The organism is Pseudolabrys sp. FHR47 (assembly GCF_005153485.1).
In the GTDB taxonomy this organism is placed as follows: domain Bacteria; phylum Pseudomonadota; class Alphaproteobacteria; order Rhizobiales; family Xanthobacteraceae; genus Pseudolabrys.
Genome location: NZ_CP039740.1, coordinates 3,208,409 through 3,225,019, shown reverse-complemented (window position 1 = coordinate 3,225,019; position 16,611 = coordinate 3,208,409). Strand labels below are relative to the sequence as shown.

Below are 16,611 nucleotides of genomic sequence, written 5' to 3'. Positions count from 1 at the left end.
TATGCCGATCGCCAAGGTTCACCGCATCTCCGCCGCCGCGCCGAACGATGTCAGCGGCATCGAGGCTGCCATTGCCGCCGGCCGCGTCGATCCGAAGGGAGTCATGGCCGTGCTCGGCAAGACCGAGGGCAACGGCCTGGTCAACGATTTCAGCCGCGGCCTCGCGACCACGGCGCTGACGCTGCTGTTCGAGCGCCATCTGCCGAAGGCGGAGGCCGCGCAGGTCTGCCTGGTCATGTCCGGCGGCACCGAAGGCGGCATGGCGCCGCACTGGATCGTGTTCGAGCGCGGGGAGGGTGAAGGTGGGGCTTCGCCTTCTCTCGCGATCGGGCGCGCGCACACGCCGGCTTTGCCATTCGAACATCTCGGCCGCGTTGCCGAGGTTGAACAGGTGGCGGCCGGCGTGCGCGCTGCGATGAAGGACGCGGGTATTGTCGATCCCGCCGATGTTCATTTCGTGCAGATCAAATGCCCGCTGCTGACGGCGCAACGCATCGCCGAGGCCGATGCGCGCGGCGTGTTGGTCGCGACGCGCGACACCCTGAAGTCGATGGGGCTGTCGCGGGCGGCGAGCGCGCTCGGTGTCGCCGTTGCGTTGGGCGAGATCGCGGCTGAGAAGATCGCCGACGCGCAGATCGGCAGCGACTGGTCGCTGTGGTCAGGCCGCGCCTCGACATCTTCGGGCATCGAGCTCGTCAATCACGAGATCGTCGTGCTTGGCATGTCGAAAGCATGGTCGGGTCCGCTCGCGGTCGATCACGCGGTCATGGCCGATGGCATTGATATCGAGCCAGTGCGCTCGGCGCTGGCGCGGCTCGGCCTCGGCACGCCGGGACAACTCGATGCGGCGCAGAGGCAGAAGCTTGTCGCGCTGCTGTCGAAGGCCGAAGCCAGCCACGACGGCCGCCTGCGCGGTCATAGGCACACTATGCTCGACGACAGCGACATCGCCTCGACACGCCATGCCCGCGGTTTCGTCTGCGGCGCGCTGGCCGCTCTTGTCGGCCACGCGGAAATCTATGTTTCCGGCGGCGCCGAGCATCAGGGCCCCGATGGCGGCGGCCCGGTGGCGGTGATTGTGGATAGATCTTAGCAGGAGCGTGCGGCAAACTCGGCGCGCTCCCTCTCCCCTTTGGGGAGAGGGTTGGGGTGAGGGGGCAAGTGAGCCCATTAGTTTGTAACCCCTCACCCGACGCGCTATCGCGCGTCGACCTCTCCCTATGGGAGAGGTGAAGCGTGTCCGGCGTTACCGCCCCAGCAACTCCTTCGCCATCATCACATGCACGCCCTTGGCGACGTTGACGAGCTGCGTCACGCAGCAGTCGCCGGCGACGCTGATCAGCGAGAAGGCATCTTCGCGCGATAGCCCGTTGATTTCGCCGATCTTCCTGATCATGGCGCGCAGGGCGAATTCGGCGGCGAGGTCGAGATCCTCGTTGAAGCCCATGGTGATGATGTGCGTCGGCGTCTGGGCCCAGGGATGATCGATGCCGGTTTGTTTCAGCAGCGAGACGCGTAGCTTGCCGCGCAGCGCAGTCTCGATCGCCGTAACGCAGACCTCGCCGTCGCCCTGAACGGCATGGCCGTCGCCAACCGACAGCAGGCCGCCATTGTTGAACACCGGCAGATGCAAGGTCGAGCCGACGCCGAGATTCTTGTTGTCCATGTTGCCGCCGAAGGAACGGGGGATGTTGGAGATGCAGGCGCCATCGGCGGGCCTGGGCGCCACGCCCATCACGCCGAAGAACGGCGAAACTTTCAGTTCCAGCCCCCACGGCATGGTGACCACGCCGCGCTTCTCGTCGATCGACACGTGAATCGTGCGTAACTTGTCGAAATCGTTGGGCAGGGCGCCGAGGCCCGGCTTAATCATGTTCCAGCCCCAGGGTTGGGCGAAGCCAAGTTCTAGCACTTCGATGACCAGTTCGTCGCCCGGCGCGGCGCCGGCGATCTCGATCGGTCCCGTCATGAAATGGGCGCCGATGCCGCGCGGTACCTGCGCTAGCACTCGCTGGTGTTCGGGCGTCAGTGCAAAACCGGAGTCGGGCGGCGGGAGATTCTCGTCATTGGCCGTAATGGTCGTCACTTCGACGGTGTCGCCGGACTCGATCCGCAGTGCCGGCTTGATGCTGGCATCGAACACGCCGCGATGCACGGTGCCGACGTCGCCGCGAAGAACGTGATGTTTGCTCATGGCGCGCGCTGCTCCGTTTCCTGATGCCGGCGGCCCGTGCGCACCGGGCGAATGCCGAGCGCTTTCATGCGCGAGGCGAGGGTGGTGGGTTTGACATCTAGCAGTTCTGCGGCGCCGCCGCGCCCGAAAACCTTTCCGCCGCAGGCGGCGAGCGCCGCCATGATGTTGCTGCGGTCGCGCTCGCGGCGGTCATCGTCGGTCAGCACCTGCGGCTTTACCACGGCGGTCGGGCCACGCCGGCTGCCTCCCGAAGTGGGTACATCCGGCAGGTCGAGACGGATGCGGCCGCCTCGCGCCAGGATGGCGGCGCGCTCGATGACATTCTGCAATTCACGCACATTGCCCGGCCAGTCGTAGATGGTCAGGCGGCGAGCATCGCCCTGTGTCATCCGCAATTCGCCGGTGTTGAGCTTCTTGGCGGCATTGCCGAGCAGGTGCATGGCGATGAGTGGGATGTCCTCTGTCCGTTCGCGTAGCGGCACGAGGTGAATCGGAAACACGTTCAGCCGGAAATACAGGTCTTCGCGAAAGTGCCCGCGCTTCACCTGCAGTTTCAAGTCGTGGTTGGTGGCGGCAATGACTCGGACATCCACCTTGCGCGTGCGCGCTTCGCCAACGCGCTCGAACTGGCCTTCCTGCAACACGCGGAGCAGCTTGCCCTGAAGTTCGGGCGGGATTTCCCCGACCTCGTCGAGGAACAAGGTGCCGCCGTCGGCGAGTTCGAAGCGCCCGGTGCGGTCGCGCAGCGCGCCGGGAAAGGCGGCCTTGGCATGACCGAAGAATTCGCTCTCGAACAGGTCGCGTGGGATGGCGGCGCAATTGACCCGGATCAGGGGCCGCTGCGCCCGTCGGCTGGCCTCGTGAATGGCACGCGCCACCAATTCCTTGCCGGTGCCGCTCTCGCCGGTAATGAGCGCGGTGGCGTCGGTCGGCCCCACCAGTTCGACTTGTTGCAGCGTCTGCTGGATCGCTGCGCTGCGCCCGATAATGCCGTGATGATTGCCGTCGATCCTGATCTGCTCCTGCAAATAGGCGTTCTCAAGCTCCAGGCGCTTGCGCAGCATGTCGACTTCTTCGTGCGCGGCGCGCAGCTTCTCGGCGGCCTCGTGCCGCTGCGTGACGTCGCGAAATACGATGACGGCGCCGATGAGGCCCCTTTCATCGCGGATGGGAGTTGACGTGTACTCGACCCAGAACGAGCTACCATCCTTGCGCCAGAATTTTTCGTGCTCGACAGTGTGGACCACGCCGTCACGGAACGCGGCGTAAATCGGACAGTCATGGGCATGATAGTGCGAGCCGTCCGGATGGGTGTGATGCACCATGGTGTGCATGTCGCCGCCGACGAGGTCTTCCGCCGCCCAGCCGAGCATGCGTTCGGCCGCCGGATTGACGAAGGTCGTCTTGCCCTCGGCGTTGACGCCGTAAATGCCTTCACCCGCCGCCCGCAGGATGAGCTGGTTCTCGCGCTCGATGCGACCAAAAGCGGCATCCGATCTGACATCTGCCTTATCGGTATGCACAGGCCGTGTGCCGCTCATGCCGTCGTCCTCCAACTCATGCGACATTCCGCCCGTTAAAACTACGAAAGTTCGTGGACTACGAAATATCGTTAGCAAGAAGTGGGCCAGTTACAGGCACTTAGGGCCTGTGAGCCTCCCGGACAAGCTTGCCCTGACCACTTGGCACTGAAGTTGCTCTTCTTCCCGGCAAGTGCCGAGGACCAACTGGGAGCGACATTCATGTCCACCTTCGACAATCCATTCGATGCCAAGCGCGGTCTCAGTCACACTGGTTGCTCCTGCGGCCAGCATGCGACCCAGGCCGAACACGATGGCGTTGCTGATCTCAATCTGCGGGCGGTGACGCCGGATGTCAGCGAAGAGAAGGCTTACGAGAATATCGTCGCTTCCGCCGTGATGCGGCAATTGTTTCCGCAGGATGTCGGCCGCCGCGCCTTCCTCCAGTCGCTCGGTGCGTCGACGGCGCTTGCCGCGCTCTCGCAGTTTTTCCCGATCAAGGCCGCGACCGAGGCTTTTGCCGCGTCCGGTCCGGTCGAAAAGAAGGATCTCAAGGTCGGCTTTATCCCGATCACTTGCGCCACGCCGATCATCATGGCCAAACCTATGGGCTTCTACGAGAAGCACGGCCTCAATGTCGACGTGATCAAGACCGCCGGCTGGGCGGTTATTCGCGACAAGACGCTGAACAAGGAATATGACGCGGCGCACATGCTGTCGCCGATGCCGATCGCGATCTCGATGGGCGTCGGTTCGCAGCCGATCCCCTATACGATGCCGGCGGTGGAGAACATCAACGGCCAGGCGATCACCCTGTCGATCAAGCACAAGGACAAGCGCGATCCGAAGGACTGGAAGGGCTTCAAGTTCGCCGTTCCCTTCGACTATTCGATGCACAACTACCTGTTGCGCTATTACCTCGCCGAGCACGGCATCGACCCGGACAAGGACGTCCAGATCCGGGCCGTGCCGCCGCCGGAAATGGTCGCCAACTTGCGCGCCGACAATATCGACGGCTTCCTCGGCCCCGATCCGATGAACCAACGCGCCGTTTACGACGGCGTCGGCTTCATCCACATCCTGACCAAGGATATCTGGGAAGGGCACCCGTGCTGCGCCTTCGCGGCGTCCAAGGAATTCGTCACGACGGCGCCGAACACCTATGCGGCGCTGCTCAAGTCGATCATCGACGCGACCGCGTTCGCGCATAAACCGGAGAACCGCAAGCAGATCGCCGAGGCTATCTCGCCGGCGAACTACATCAACCAGCCGGTCACGGTGCTCGAGCAGATCCTCACCGGGACCTACGCGGACGGCCTCGGGACAGTGAAGAAGGACGCCAACCGCATCGATTTCGACCCGTTCCCGTGGCAGTCCTTCGCCGTCTGGATCATGACCCAGATGAAGCGCTGGGGTCAGGTCAAGGGCGACATCGACTACGACAAGGTTGCCAAGGACGTATTCCTGGCCACCGACACGGCGAAACTCATGAAGGAAGTAGGGCTTACGCCGCCGACCGCGACGACAAAGACATTTGTCGTCATGGGCAAGACCTTCGATCCGGCGAAGCCCGAGGATTACATCAAGAGCTTCAAGATTCGGAAGGAATCATGAGCGTTTCGTTGACATGGCGGGCGGCCATCGTTTCGGTCGCTCTCTTTGCCTGCTTCGTCCTTGCGTGGCACTTGGCCACGCAAGGCGCAGGCGCGACCGCCAAGATGGATCCGGAATATGCCAAGCTGATGGGCGCGACCGCGACGCAGGGCAAGTCCGCCATGCCGGGGCCGCTCGATGTCGGCGCGACGTTGTGGGGACACATCAAGCGTCCGTTCTACGACAACGGCCCGAACGACAAGGGGCTCGGCATTCAGCTTGGTTATTCGATACTGCGCGTCATGATCGGCTATTCGCTGGCAGTTTTGTTCGCGGTGCCGGTCGGGTTTCTCATCGGCATGTCGCCTTTGATGAGCCGGGCGCTCGATCCTTACATTCAGGTGCTCAAGCCGATCTCGCCGTTGGCGTGGATGCCGCTCGCGCTCTACACGATCAAGGACTCAAGTCTGTCGGCGATCTTCGTCATCTTCATCTGCTCGGTGTGGCCGACATTGGTTAACACGGTATTCGGGGTGTCGCAGGTACGCAAGGAGTGGCTCAACGTCGCCAAGACGCTTGAGGTCGGTGCCTTCCGCCAAGCCGTAACCGTCATTCTTCCCGCTGCAGCGCCTACCATCCTCACCGGCATGCGCATTTCCATCGGCATCGCCTGGCTCGTCATCGTTGCCGCCGAAATGCTGGTCGGTGGAACGGGCATCGGGTACTTCGTCTGGAACGAATGGAATAATCTTTCGATAACGAATGTGATTGTGGCGATTGTGGCGATCGGGGTGGTCGGGATGATCCTCGACCTGATCCTGGCGCGGCTGGCCAGACTCGTGACGTTCCCGGAGTAGCCGCGCATGGCCGACAGCTTCATTTCCATTGAGGGAATTTCGCGCCGCTTCGGCGCCACGACGATCTTCGAGAACTTGTGGCTGTCGATGAAGCGTGGCGAATTCGTCTGCGTCATCGGCCATTCCGGATGCGGCAAGACCACGGTGCTCAACATCCTCGCCGGCCTCGACGCCCCCACGGAAGGCGCCGTCATCGTCGATAACAAGGAGATCAGCGGCCCGAGCCTCGATCGCGCCGTGATCTTCCAGGGCCACTCGCTGCTGCCGTGGCGCACCGTGCTCGGCAACGTCGCTTACGCCGTGTCGTCGCGCCACCGCGACTGGTCGCGCGCGCAAGTCAACGCGCATGCGCAGAAGTTCATCGACCTCGTTGGCCTCACCGGCTCGGAGCACAAGCGTCCTTCCGAACTGTCAGGCGGCATGAAGCAGCGCGTCGGCATCGCGCGGGCGCTTTCCATCGAGCCGAAGATCATGCTGATGGACGAGCCGTTCTCCGCGCTTGACGCGCTGACGCGCGGCACGCTGCAGGACGAGGTGCGCCGCATCTGCCTCACCACCGGGCAGACCGTGTTCATGATCACCCATGACGTCGACGAAGCGATTTATCTTGCCGACAAGGTGGTGCTGATGACCAACGGCCCCGGCGCAGTCCTTGCGGAAATCGTCGACAACCCGCTGCCGAAGGCGCGCTCGCGCACCGACTTCCACAAGCACCCGCTCTATTACGCGGTGCGCAACCACATTCTCGACTTCCTGGTGGAGCGCAGCCGCACGTTCAAGCTTGAAGCCGGCGCTGCTTACGATCCGCGCCGCGTTGCGCACGTCACGCCGGGCCTGCCCGAGCCCACCATCGCCACCGACACCGCATTCGCGTCCGCCAGAAGGAGCATCTCATGAAGCGCGCCGACCTCACCGAAAAGCTGCTCGACATCAAGCGCGAGAAGGGCTGGACGTGGAAATACATCTGCGACGAGATCGGCGGCATGTCGCCGATCCTGGTGACGGGCGCGGTGCTCGGCCAGCACAAGATGACCAAGCCGATGGCGGCGAAGGCGGCGGCTTTGTTCGGGCTGTCGAAGACGGAAGAGGCGCTGCTCAACGAGGTGCCGATGCGCGGCACCGCGACGCCGATGCCGCCGACCGACCCGCTGATCTACCGCTTCTACGAGCTGATCCTGGTGAACGGCCCGGCGATCAAGGTGCTGATCGAGGAGGAGTTCGGCGACGGCATCATGTCGGCGATCGACTTCGACATGGACATCACGCGCAAGGCGGACCCCAAGGGCGACCGCGTGCAGATCGGCATGACCGGCAAGTTCCTGCCGTTCAAGTATTACGGCGCCAAGGGCAACGAGATGCAACTCGGGTTCAAGGAGGAGTAGGGGGCTTTCTCTTCACCTCCCCCTGGAGGGGGGAGGTCGGCGAGCGCAGCGAGCCGGGAGGGGGTGAGCTTGCTTCTTATGAAGTGACAAGGCCGTTCACCCCACCCCGATTGGCCTTCGGCCAATCGACCCTCCCCCTCCAGGGGAGGGTGGAAGAAAGCGTCTCACTGCTCGCGTTGCCCGCGATTGCCGCCCGCCTTACCATGACGCGGCGAAACCGCGAGGAAAGGCCGATGATCGAAGGCGTCATCCGCACCGTCATGACCAATTTCACGGTGACGTTTTTCGTCATCGGCCTTGCGTGCGCGGGCGTTGCGCTGATGCGCGCGCCGCGCCCGCTCGGCGGCGTGCTGATCGTGGAGAAACTGCTCGCCTGGTTCGTGTTCTGGACCGTCGGCGTGCTCTATCTCTACAACGGCATCTTCCATGTTTTCTTCGGCAAGATGGCGGCGGCCTATATCGGCTGGGCCGACAGCCCGTTCCAGCTCGAGGTCGGCGTGGCGAGCTTCGGCTTTGCCTTCATCGGCTTTTTCGCGGCGTTCCGCAGCTTCGAGCTGCGCGTCGCGGCCATCGTCGGCTCCGCCATCTTCCTCATCGGGGCGGCCATCGGCCACGCCTATCAGATCGCGCTCACCCACAACATGGCGCCCGGCAATGCCGGCATCATGTTCTACAGCGACATCGTGCTGCCGATTATCGGCGTCGTGCTGTTGGGGTTGCAGTGGAAGTGCGGGAGACCGGAAGGAGCGTTGGCATGAGCGGCAAGTTCCTGCCGTTCCGCTATTACGGCGACAAGGGCAACGAGATGCAGCTCGGGTTCAAGGAGGAGTAGGGGGCTTAACCAGCCGCTCGCAGGCGCACTAGTTCGTTCTTGAACTCCGACGTCAGTTCCTCCGCCTCGTCGGCGGGTAACGAAGCCGCGAGTTGCGGGAACAGCTTCTCCCAGCTTTCTGCTTCGCCTTCGCTCCACGGCATGATCTGCGCGTCCCGGGCGATGCGCAGGAGGCGGTTGAGGCTCTTGCGGATATGGACGAGGTCCGGAGAACGTTGTTCCGGCTCTGAGCGGGTGGTACGGAAGAGGGGAAGCTGACTCATGGCGAGACCATAGGCGGATCGCGCCGGAAGTTCACCCGGCAGTCAGTGCCGCGTTACGGCGTCCGGGCTCGTTCTCCACAAGATTCCGTTCGTCGGGCGTAAGGGCGTAAAGATCGTAGAGAATCTCGTTCAACGCCCGCTCGTCGGCCTCGATGGCCGCAACCTCTTCGGCCAAATCGGCGACGCGCTCGATGAACTGAGTGGCGGCGGGGGCGTCGGTCGGGGCTGGCGGCCGGCGCAGTTCACTCGCAAATTTCTCGGCTTCGCGCGCGGTTCCACTCAGCAGAAGCCAGCGCCAGTAGGCGGCCACCAAGGGACCGGTGGCCTCATCGAGATAGATCTTTTCCAGTGCGACGGCGCCGCTCATATAAAGCCGAAGCTCGCCGCGCTCGAAACGTACCTGGCGCCGCCCGCCGCGATCAAGTGCCGCTTGCAACGCCTCGACACGCGCCGCTTCAATTTCATCGAGCCGTTCGTTGGCCCATTTGCGGCGGTCGGTCGTTAGGCGAAGCGCCTTGGGCGCCTGCTCGATAATCTCCGGCAAAGTCGGGAGGTCGGGCCAGAGCCAGCGAGCCTCGTGTGGCGCGCGCGCCAGCACGGATAATCTGTTGGCCGCCTCCTGCAGGAGATGACGGCGGTGCGTCCATCGCTCTTGGAGCCGCTGCGCACGCATCGCGAGGTCAGTACGGGATTCTCTCGAAGTGTTGGGAATAGGCAAAGGCGCAATAAACTGTTTGTTAGCCTCGTACCAACCGCCCTGTTTCGGTTTACCGATACGTCGAAAAACAAAATCAACAACGGGGCCGTTGAGTACGCTGAGCAGATAATTTTGATCTGTGGGCTCAGTGGCCAGGATAGCATTGACACGAACGTTATTTAGATACTTCGTTCCGTGAAAGTCGGCGCAAACGCGCATCTCGGGCACGGTTTGGGCGACTATCAGTTTGGGGGCGTCCTGTTTGTCGAGGTTTTGGTTTCGGCCGAAACGATACCAAGCCACGTCGTTGAAAGCATCTTTCTCGCGTGACCGTAACTCTTGCTCCCAGCGGCGGAGATGTGCCCAAGCCAAGGGGAATCGCTGTTCCATTTCATCAGTTGGGATCAATTTCATTACGCCGCGAGCGTCACGCTCATAAGGGAACAGCAGATAGGTGGCGGTCTCCGGATCTTCGTAACGTTTTGCCTCAGGGCCCGATACGAGCGGCTTCATAATCTCATCTTCTATCATGACCTCGTATGACGCGGCGCCTTTGCCTTTTGGCGTGCATTTGTAACGGCCGGCCCCAAGTCTTTCTAGGTGATAGATATGGTCGGCGCTCGTTTGAATCCCGACGATGATCCCGCTCGTAATCGATGGATGATCAAGCCGCACGCAGTGTCCTGCCAGCCGTCGGATAAGCGCTCGCTCTGTTCCGGTGGCCATCAGCCACTCCTTGGACTCCTGAAGCCCATCGTAGGAAACTGCGAGCTCCGCATTAGACCAATCGATATCGGCCATCTCGCCCTTCGGCGCCGTCGCTATGCGCACAGTGTCGTTCGGCTCGCGCGTGTAGAATTGCAACGCCGTATAGGTAATGACATCCTCAAAAATCTGGTGAGCTTTGAAATCAAGCCAGCGATCGAGATGCTGTCCCTGGCGCACAAGGCCGCGCAGGCCTTCGCCATACTGGTTCACGGTCCAGAGGCTTGGCGCGATGTAGGCCATGCGTCCGCCCGGCGCGAGCAGCCGCAGGCCTTTCTCGATAAAGGGAAGATACAGGTCGAAATTTCCGGTGCGGGCGCTCTGGTAGGTGTCGCCGCCGCGTTCCGCCGACAGATAGGCGACCACGTCCGGATCGACCGTCATAAGGTTCTGCAGCTTCACATAAGGCGGATTGCCGAGCACAATATCGAAACCCCCATCGCCACCTTTGGGCCAGACTTCCGGAAAGGCGATGCGCCAGTCGAACGCCCTGACGCGCTCATCGCCGTCGGCGGTTCGCTGCCGCCCCGCCCAGAAGTCCGGACCGACCAGGCTGTTGCCAATGCGAATTGTGTGCTCCAGCGACGACAGCGGCTTCGAGGCGCGGGCGGAATGCAGCCATAGCGCCAGCTTCGCGATCTCGACGGAGGCCGGATTGATGTCGACGCCATAAATGTTGTCGCGCAGGATTTGTGCAATGATTGGCGCTTCCTCGATGGCTCCCGGAACGGCGCCGTTCGTCCGTGCGACATCGCGCTCGGCAGCGACCCGCTCCTGCAACAGCCGTCGAAACGCGGAGATGAGAAACGCTCCCGAGCCGCAGGCCGGGTCAACGATACGGATCGCCTTGAGGCGCTCAACATAGGCTGTGGCCGACGCGGCCGTCGGAGCGCCTTCTTCCGGGGTCGGATAGCCGCAGGTCGCCTTCGCGTCCGCGAACCATGGGCCGAGCGTCTGTTCAACCAGATAGTTCACCACAGCTTCCGGCGTGTAATAAACGCCGTCGCGTTTGCGTTTCGACAGCTTCGCGACCGTATCGCGGCCTTCGAGCTCGCCCTCGCGATATTCCAGTTCGGTAATGGACTGCTCGAAGATATGGCCGAGGGTATAAAGGCTGAGACTTTCCTTTACGTCACCGCGCGCGGCGTAATTATAGGCGCCACAAAGATACAGAAGCGTCTGCCGGTCGCTTTCGAGCGATGCCTCGTTGGCGCCTTGTCCCGCCTTTGCGAAGACATGGTTCGGAATGTTCAGCCCGTTGATCAGTGGGTCGGGCTGGAACAGGCCGCCATTGATCTCTGGCAAGGTGATCCGATTCAAGGCGCCGCCGGTGTTCATTTTTTCGAACACACGCTTGAACTGTTCCCACAGTTCAGAACCATTCTCGTCATAAAATGGTTCACTGCTGCGGTTGCGCATGAAGTCGCGGATCAGCTGCGGCGGGAACATCAGCCTTTCGCCCATATCCTCGCAGAAGAATGCGAAAATGAAGCGATCAAGCAATTTCTGAGTCAGCCGCAGCAATTCGCCAGGGCGGCCTGGAAAATCCGGGTTATTCAGCCGGATGACATTGAACAGCCGCTCGCGGACGTCCTTATATCGGTCGTAGAATTCACCTTCAAGCTTGCGGCCCCTTACCCACTGCCGCTCGACAAGACGCAGCAATTGCGGCCGACCCGCTTCGGACAGCAGCATGTCACGGGCAAACAGCTTTGCGAAAAGGTACCTATCGAAGCGAGCATCTTCGGAATCTGCCAGGAGATCGTAACTGCCCGAAAGCAGGTCCTCCCGCCGAATGATGAAGCGAATGTATTCCGACGGCGCCCGGTCCCACCAGTAGAGGCGAAACTCGTTCATGTCGGTAACAAGACCCCACCAAGGCTGGACGGTTTCGTTGCCGAACAGGCCGCGTCGTGCGCCGCGCACGTAGTTCAGGCATTGCTCTACCGGCGTGCGGGTACTGCCCTTGCGGTTCTGCTTGGCGTCGAGCCGGGAGCGAATGTCCTTGAACTCACAGAGGACTTGCGGAATGGCATTCCGCCTGCCGCGAAACCAACCGAGCGCCAGATCGGCTTCACCGGCTCCGCCGCCGGCGCCTTCGCCGGGAACCGGCAGCTTGGCGATGATTGTGTGCTCATCGGGTGCAACACGGCCGGCATCGCCGTAGCCCCACAGCTCGACAAAGAAGGTCTGAGTAAAAGCCCCTTCGGCCTGCGTTTCCGTGAGAGGAGGGCGGGCGTCCCAGCCGCGCAATTTTGCAAGCATTTCGGCATCGCGCTCCGCCGTATAGGCGCGATAGTCGAGATCGAACTCGGCGCGCAGGAAGGCTCGGGTAACAAAGGACCGGCTGTCGTCAAACACGAGCTATCTCCCGGCGCTGAGGCGCGCGGTCGAGATTGACGCGAGAGGTGCCTGGTAGCGCGAACATTCCGGCTTTTCTAGCCCAACCTGAACTTGCACAGAAGGGGCAACCGTTACCCGGTTGGAGCCATGAATCAGGCCGCTGAGGATATCCCGGATTTCGTTCTGCTCCATAGGGCTATGGATTTGCCCATCCTTCGAGACGCGACCTTTCGGCCGCTCCTCTGGGTGAGGGCGGGTGAGAGGCATGAATTCGCGGATGCGCCAAAAGAAAGTCTGGGTCCCCGCTTTCGCGGGGACGAACGGGAGGGCGGGGCACTGCGGGCTGCTTGTGCGGGGACGTGTAGGGTTGGGGGACGCTTCGGCCGCCCTTCGTTCGAGGCGCGCCCGCGTAGCGCCGTGCCTCACGCCCTCATTTGCCACACACCAGCGCGAGCGCCTGCGGCGTTGACAGGTCGAGCCGCGCATTGACGATCTTTGTCACCAGGCCGCGCGTATCGACGAAGTAGTGCAGCGGCGTCATGACCTGGCCGGTGGTCGTCGCGCCGGTGAAGGCGCGATAGGTGTCGTAGGGCGCGCCGTCTTCCAGCATGGTGCGCGACACATTGTAGAGCGGCCAGGGCAGGCCCTGCCTGTTGAATTTTTCCAGGTCCTTGGCGTAGTCGTCGTGCCGCGCCGAGACGAAGACGATATTCCAGCGGTTGGGGCAGGCCTGCGCGATGGCGCGGAAGCCCGGCAGTTCCGACTGGCAGATCGGGCACCAGTGCGCCCAGAGCGACACCAAAGTCGGCTTGCCGCTCGCGATGATGGCGGCGAGATCGAGCGGCCTGTTCGCCTCATCGACGAACTTGACCGAATGCAGCGAGGCGCGCATCTGCGCCTCGGTGGCCGCCCGCTCGATGCGCGGGCCGACGATCTCGGCGCGCACGCCGCCCGCGATCGCGAGCGCCGTGCCCAAGACGATAGAAAGAATGAACCCAGTCTTCATGATCGGTCCTTCGTCATGAGCGCCATTCGGTGCGGTCGGTCTCGTCCCGTCTGTCGCCGGGACGAGACCTTTGTCATGACGGTCAGAACTTCACCGTCAGCCCGGCATAGACATTGCGTCCCGGACCCGGAACGGGGCGCCGGGTGCTGGTCGCCTTGTAGTAGGTGTAGTCGAAGCCGCCGAGCGGCAGCGCGTAGTTCTTGTCGAAGATGTTCTCGACGCCGAGGTCGAAACGCAGGTTCTTCCACGTATAGCTCGCGCGCCAGTTGACCAGCGTATAGGCGGGCGTTGTCTGCTCGAGACGCAGCGACTGCACGTTCGATTTGGCGCCCACCATCTGCGTCTCGACCAGGCTGGTCCAGTCGCCGAGCTTCTGCTCGAGGCCGATGCGCCCGTTGACCGGCATGATGTGATAGAGATTATCGCCGGTATCGAGGTTCTTGCCGTTCACATAAGCGAACTGGCCGAGCAGCGCGAACTCGCCCCAACGGGCCCGCTCGAGCACCTTGACGCGGCCCGACGCATCGACGCCGTAGAGACGCGCGTTGTGGTTGGCGAACTGCAGGATCGGGAAAGTGCCGCCGTTCTTGTCGGTGAAAGTGCCGTAGCGGTTCACGTCGATGAAATCCGCGACGTAGGAATAGTAGGGCTTGACCTTCAGCTCCCATTTCTTGCCGGCGGGATCGCTCCATGCGGCCGTGAAGCTGATATTGTTGGCGACCTCGGGCTTGAGATCGAGATTGCCGACATAGCCGTTGCCGTCGCCGAACCACCCGGTCATGCTCGAGGACATGCCGCCGGTGCCCCAGGCGTAGCGCTCGTAGAGATTGGGCGAGCGGGTCTTGCGCGAATAGCCGAGCTCATAGCTGCTGCCGAGGCTCGGCGTGTAGCGGACCAGCGCGGTGGCGTCGAAGTTGACGTCGCGGCGGGCGTGGTCCTTGGCGTTGAACGCCGTGGCGGCATTCGCGTTCGGGTTCATCATGCTCGGCACCGGGTTATAGGGCTGAACGTCGCCGGTGTTCGACCAGACGGTGTCGTTGCGGACGCCGACGAGGGTGGTCCAGCTCGATGACCACTTGCGCTCCCATTCGCCGAACGTGCCGATGCGGTCGCGTCGGCCGTCGCGAATATTCCAGTAGTCGTTGGGCCCCATCATCGTGCTGCCGGCGATCGCCGGCCACCAGTCGTCGAGCAGCTGGCTGTGCAGCTCGTTGCCGACGCGTACCGTGTCGGCCCGTGTAAGGGGAATGTCGAACTTGACCGAGTAGCCGAGATCGGTCCCCTTGGTGTCCATCGGCATCTGCGCCGGCTGTTTGTCGGCCAGAAATTCCATTTCGTGCCGGGTCTGCTGCCAGTAGATTCGGCTGTCCATCGTGCCCCAGGCGAATTCGCCCTTGTATTTCAGGTTCAGCGACACGGCGTCGTTGCCGACCATGTCCATGCGCTGATTGGCGTAGCCCTGATAGGGAATGTGCTGGATGGCCGTGGTCAACGAGAGCAGCTGGCCGTCGTGGCGGTAGGCCAAAGTCGCGGCGTGGTTCTGCGTCTCGTACAGCGTGGACCGTATTTTCTCGCCATTGCCGGCCCGGTAGTTTTCGCCGCGCGAGAAGTCGCCCTGATAGTTGACGCTGAATTTGTCGGTTGCGACGGTGGCGTTGCCTGCCGTCGCAAAGCCGTTGTTGACGCTGCGATAGAATGCCGACACCTCGCCCGTGGTGAGGACAGTGCCCTTGGTGGCCGCGAACTGCGGAGCCTGCCGGTCGACGATGATGGTGCCGCCGATGCTGTCGCCGCCCTTGCTGACCGGGGTGACGCCGGACAGGACCTCGACCTTTCCGATGTTCAGCGGCGCGATGTAGGAGAGCGGCGGGTTCATGTGATTGGCGCAAGCCGAACTGATGCTGGCGCCGTCGATCAATATGTTCAGGCGGTCGTCGGCAAAGCCGTCGATAACGGGGAGGCCGGATACGCCGCCGGCGGAGTACACGTTCACGCCCGGGATATTGCCAAGGACCGAGGCGGTGTCGCTGCTGGCCGCCGCTTCGGGTTTTGTATCGGTACGCTGAAGTGTCGTCGCCGACAGCGGCGTTTCAAGCCCATCGACCTGCGGTGCGGTTGTCGCCGCGGGCCCGACGGGGGTCACGATAATGGGCCGCAGCGTAACGCCGTCGTTCTGCTGCGCGTGAATGGGCATAGCCATGAGCAGGCCCGTCGCCATGGCGACCGAGCCCAGGAGTCGATTGCGAAGCATTGCGCTTCCTCTCGCTGGGATGAAAAAATGTCTCGTGTGAGCGGCGCCTAGGACGCCGGGTGGTTACGAGACGCCAGGAGGGGCGCGAGACTGGTAGTCGTGGAGGGTAATGCCGTTCGGCGCGACGCTTGCGGCAACGCAAGGTACGGCGAATGTTGCGAAGCGGACGACGAGATAGCCGGTGTCGGGCACCGCGACGAGGCCCGGCGCGGCGGTGAGCCGGCAGGCTTCGCACGGCCCGGCCTTCGCGGCGATTTTGCCTGTCCCGTCCTCATTCTCCGAACTCAGACAGAGAACGAGGCCCGTCGCGCCCGGGATTGCATAGGCCGAAAGATTGGTTGGCAAATCGACAGAGGCTGCGGCGACGGGGCGATGCGACAGACCGACGAAGATTGTCGCCAGCGCGTAAAGCGCGGCGATGCCGAGATGCAGCCCCGATGTCCGAAACGCGCGCAACACGATTGCACAACCCCCACGATATTATTGGGCCAGCGCGGCGGCTTGAGTCAATTGGCTCCGGTGCGGCCGTACACCATCGACTTCGGACGTCGATACCGGGTCAATGACAGAGATGAATTGTGAATCGCTGGAGGCGGAGCCGCTCATCCTTCGAGACGCGGCCTCTCGGCCGCTCCCCAAGATGAGGCGGGGAGAGGTCGGCGGATTTTCAATATGAGGCTAGGGAGGTTCACCGCCTCCGTCCCTTCGGCCTGAACGCCGCGTGCTCCTCCGCCGGCAGATTGGCATCGATCACCATCTGCACCGCTTCGTCCGACGCGACGTCGACCGTGACGCCGCCGCGGTGCCGTTCGCGGATGGCGGTGCGGATGGTGTTTTCCTCGGCGATGCGCTGATGGCCGGTTTGGGCCGACGCCCACAGCGGCATCCGGCGCCATGCTCCCTTGCCT

At 62.8% G+C, this 16,611-nt stretch carries 14 protein-coding genes; 6 read left to right on the top strand and 8 right to left on the bottom strand.

Annotated elements, in window-relative coordinates:
• The first annotated feature begins 1 nt into the window (after window position 1).
• Window positions 2–1,093, top strand: coding sequence for a ring-opening amidohydrolase (locus E8Q40_RS15760; RefSeq protein WP_137045436.1), 1,092 nt, complete (start codon window positions 2–4; stop codon window positions 1,091–1,093).
• A gap of 153 nt (window positions 1,094–1,246) precedes the next feature.
• Here E8Q40_RS15760 and E8Q40_RS15755 read toward each other — a convergent pair whose 3' ends face one another.
• On the bottom strand, window positions 1,247–2,194 hold the full coding sequence (locus E8Q40_RS15755; RefSeq protein WP_137045435.1) for an acetamidase/formamidase family protein: 948 nt from the start codon (window positions 2,192–2,194) through the stop codon (window positions 1,247–1,249).
• The gene (locus tag E8Q40_RS15750; RefSeq protein WP_370455264.1) at window positions 2,191–3,735 is read right to left on the bottom strand and encodes a sigma-54 interaction domain-containing protein; all 1,545 of its coding nucleotides are present in this window, start codon (window positions 3,733–3,735) and stop codon (window positions 2,191–2,193) included. Before E8Q40_RS15750 ends, E8Q40_RS15755 begins: the two co-directional genes overlap by 4 nt.
• Before the next feature lie 201 nt (window positions 3,736–3,936).
• On the opposite strand from E8Q40_RS15750, the gene E8Q40_RS15745 reads away from it, so the two are divergent.
• From E8Q40_RS15745 to E8Q40_RS15725, 5 genes are all read left to right on the top strand, one after another.
• Window positions 3,937–5,328, top strand: a complete 1,392-nt coding sequence (locus E8Q40_RS15745; RefSeq protein ID WP_137045433.1) for a CmpA/NrtA family ABC transporter substrate-binding protein — start codon at window positions 3,937–3,939, stop codon at window positions 5,326–5,328.
• Window positions 5,325–6,164 carry a nitrate ABC transporter permease gene (gene ntrB / locus E8Q40_RS15740; RefSeq protein ID WP_137045432.1) on the top strand — a complete coding sequence of 280 codons (840 nt, stop codon included), beginning with the start codon at window positions 5,325–5,327 and terminating at the stop codon, window positions 6,162–6,164. Before E8Q40_RS15745 ends, ntrB begins: the two co-directional genes overlap by 4 nt.
• A gap of 6 nt (window positions 6,165–6,170) precedes the next feature.
• On the top strand, window positions 6,171–7,061 hold the full coding sequence (locus E8Q40_RS15735; protein ID WP_137045431.1) for an ABC transporter ATP-binding protein: 891 nt from the start codon (window positions 6,171–6,173) through the stop codon (window positions 7,059–7,061).
• Window positions 7,058–7,546 (top strand): cyanase, encoded by a 489-nt coding sequence (gene cynS, locus E8Q40_RS15730; RefSeq protein ID WP_137045430.1) that lies wholly within the window; start codon window positions 7,058–7,060, stop codon window positions 7,544–7,546. The genes E8Q40_RS15735 and cynS overlap by 4 nt, the downstream gene beginning before the upstream one ends.
• A gap of 233 nt (window positions 7,547–7,779) precedes the next feature.
• Window positions 7,780–8,304, top strand: a complete 525-nt coding sequence (locus tag E8Q40_RS15725) for a DUF6790 family protein (protein WP_137045429.1) — start codon at window positions 7,780–7,782, stop codon at window positions 8,302–8,304.
• A gap of 79 nt (window positions 8,305–8,383) precedes the next feature.
• Here E8Q40_RS15725 and E8Q40_RS15720 read toward each other — a convergent pair whose 3' ends face one another.
• The 6 genes from E8Q40_RS15720 to E8Q40_RS15695 all read right to left on the bottom strand — a co-directional run bounded on the left by E8Q40_RS15720 (window position 8,384) and on the right by E8Q40_RS15695 (window position 16,589).
• Complete coding sequence (locus E8Q40_RS15720; protein WP_137045428.1) at window positions 8,384–8,641, bottom strand: hypothetical protein; 258 nt, start codon at window positions 8,639–8,641, stop codon at window positions 8,384–8,386.
• A gap of 31 nt (window positions 8,642–8,672) precedes the next feature.
• The gene (locus tag E8Q40_RS15715) at window positions 8,673–12,464 is read right to left on the bottom strand and encodes a DNA methyltransferase (RefSeq protein ID WP_137045427.1); all 3,792 of its coding nucleotides are present in this window, start codon (window positions 12,462–12,464) and stop codon (window positions 8,673–8,675) included.
• 412 nt (window positions 12,465–12,876) lie between these two features.
• The gene (locus tag E8Q40_RS15710; protein ID WP_137045426.1) at window positions 12,877–13,452 is read right to left on the bottom strand and encodes a TlpA disulfide reductase family protein; all 576 of its coding nucleotides are present in this window, start codon (window positions 13,450–13,452) and stop codon (window positions 12,877–12,879) included.
• Window positions 13,453–13,534: 82 nt separating this feature from the next.
• A complete protein-coding gene (locus E8Q40_RS15705) occupies window positions 13,535–15,703 on the bottom strand; it encodes a TonB-dependent receptor (protein WP_168197866.1) in 2,169 nt (722 codons plus the stop codon).
• A 63-nt stretch (window positions 15,704–15,766) separates the two neighbouring features.
• Window positions 15,767–16,162 carry a hypothetical protein gene (locus tag E8Q40_RS15700; protein WP_137045425.1) on the bottom strand — a complete coding sequence of 132 codons (396 nt, stop codon included), beginning with the start codon at window positions 16,160–16,162 and terminating at the stop codon, window positions 15,767–15,769.
• 229 nt (window positions 16,163–16,391) lie between these two features.
• Complete coding sequence (locus E8Q40_RS15695; RefSeq protein WP_137045424.1) at window positions 16,392–16,589, bottom strand: hypothetical protein; 198 nt, start codon at window positions 16,587–16,589, stop codon at window positions 16,392–16,394.
• Window positions 16,590–16,611: the final 22 nt, after the last annotated feature.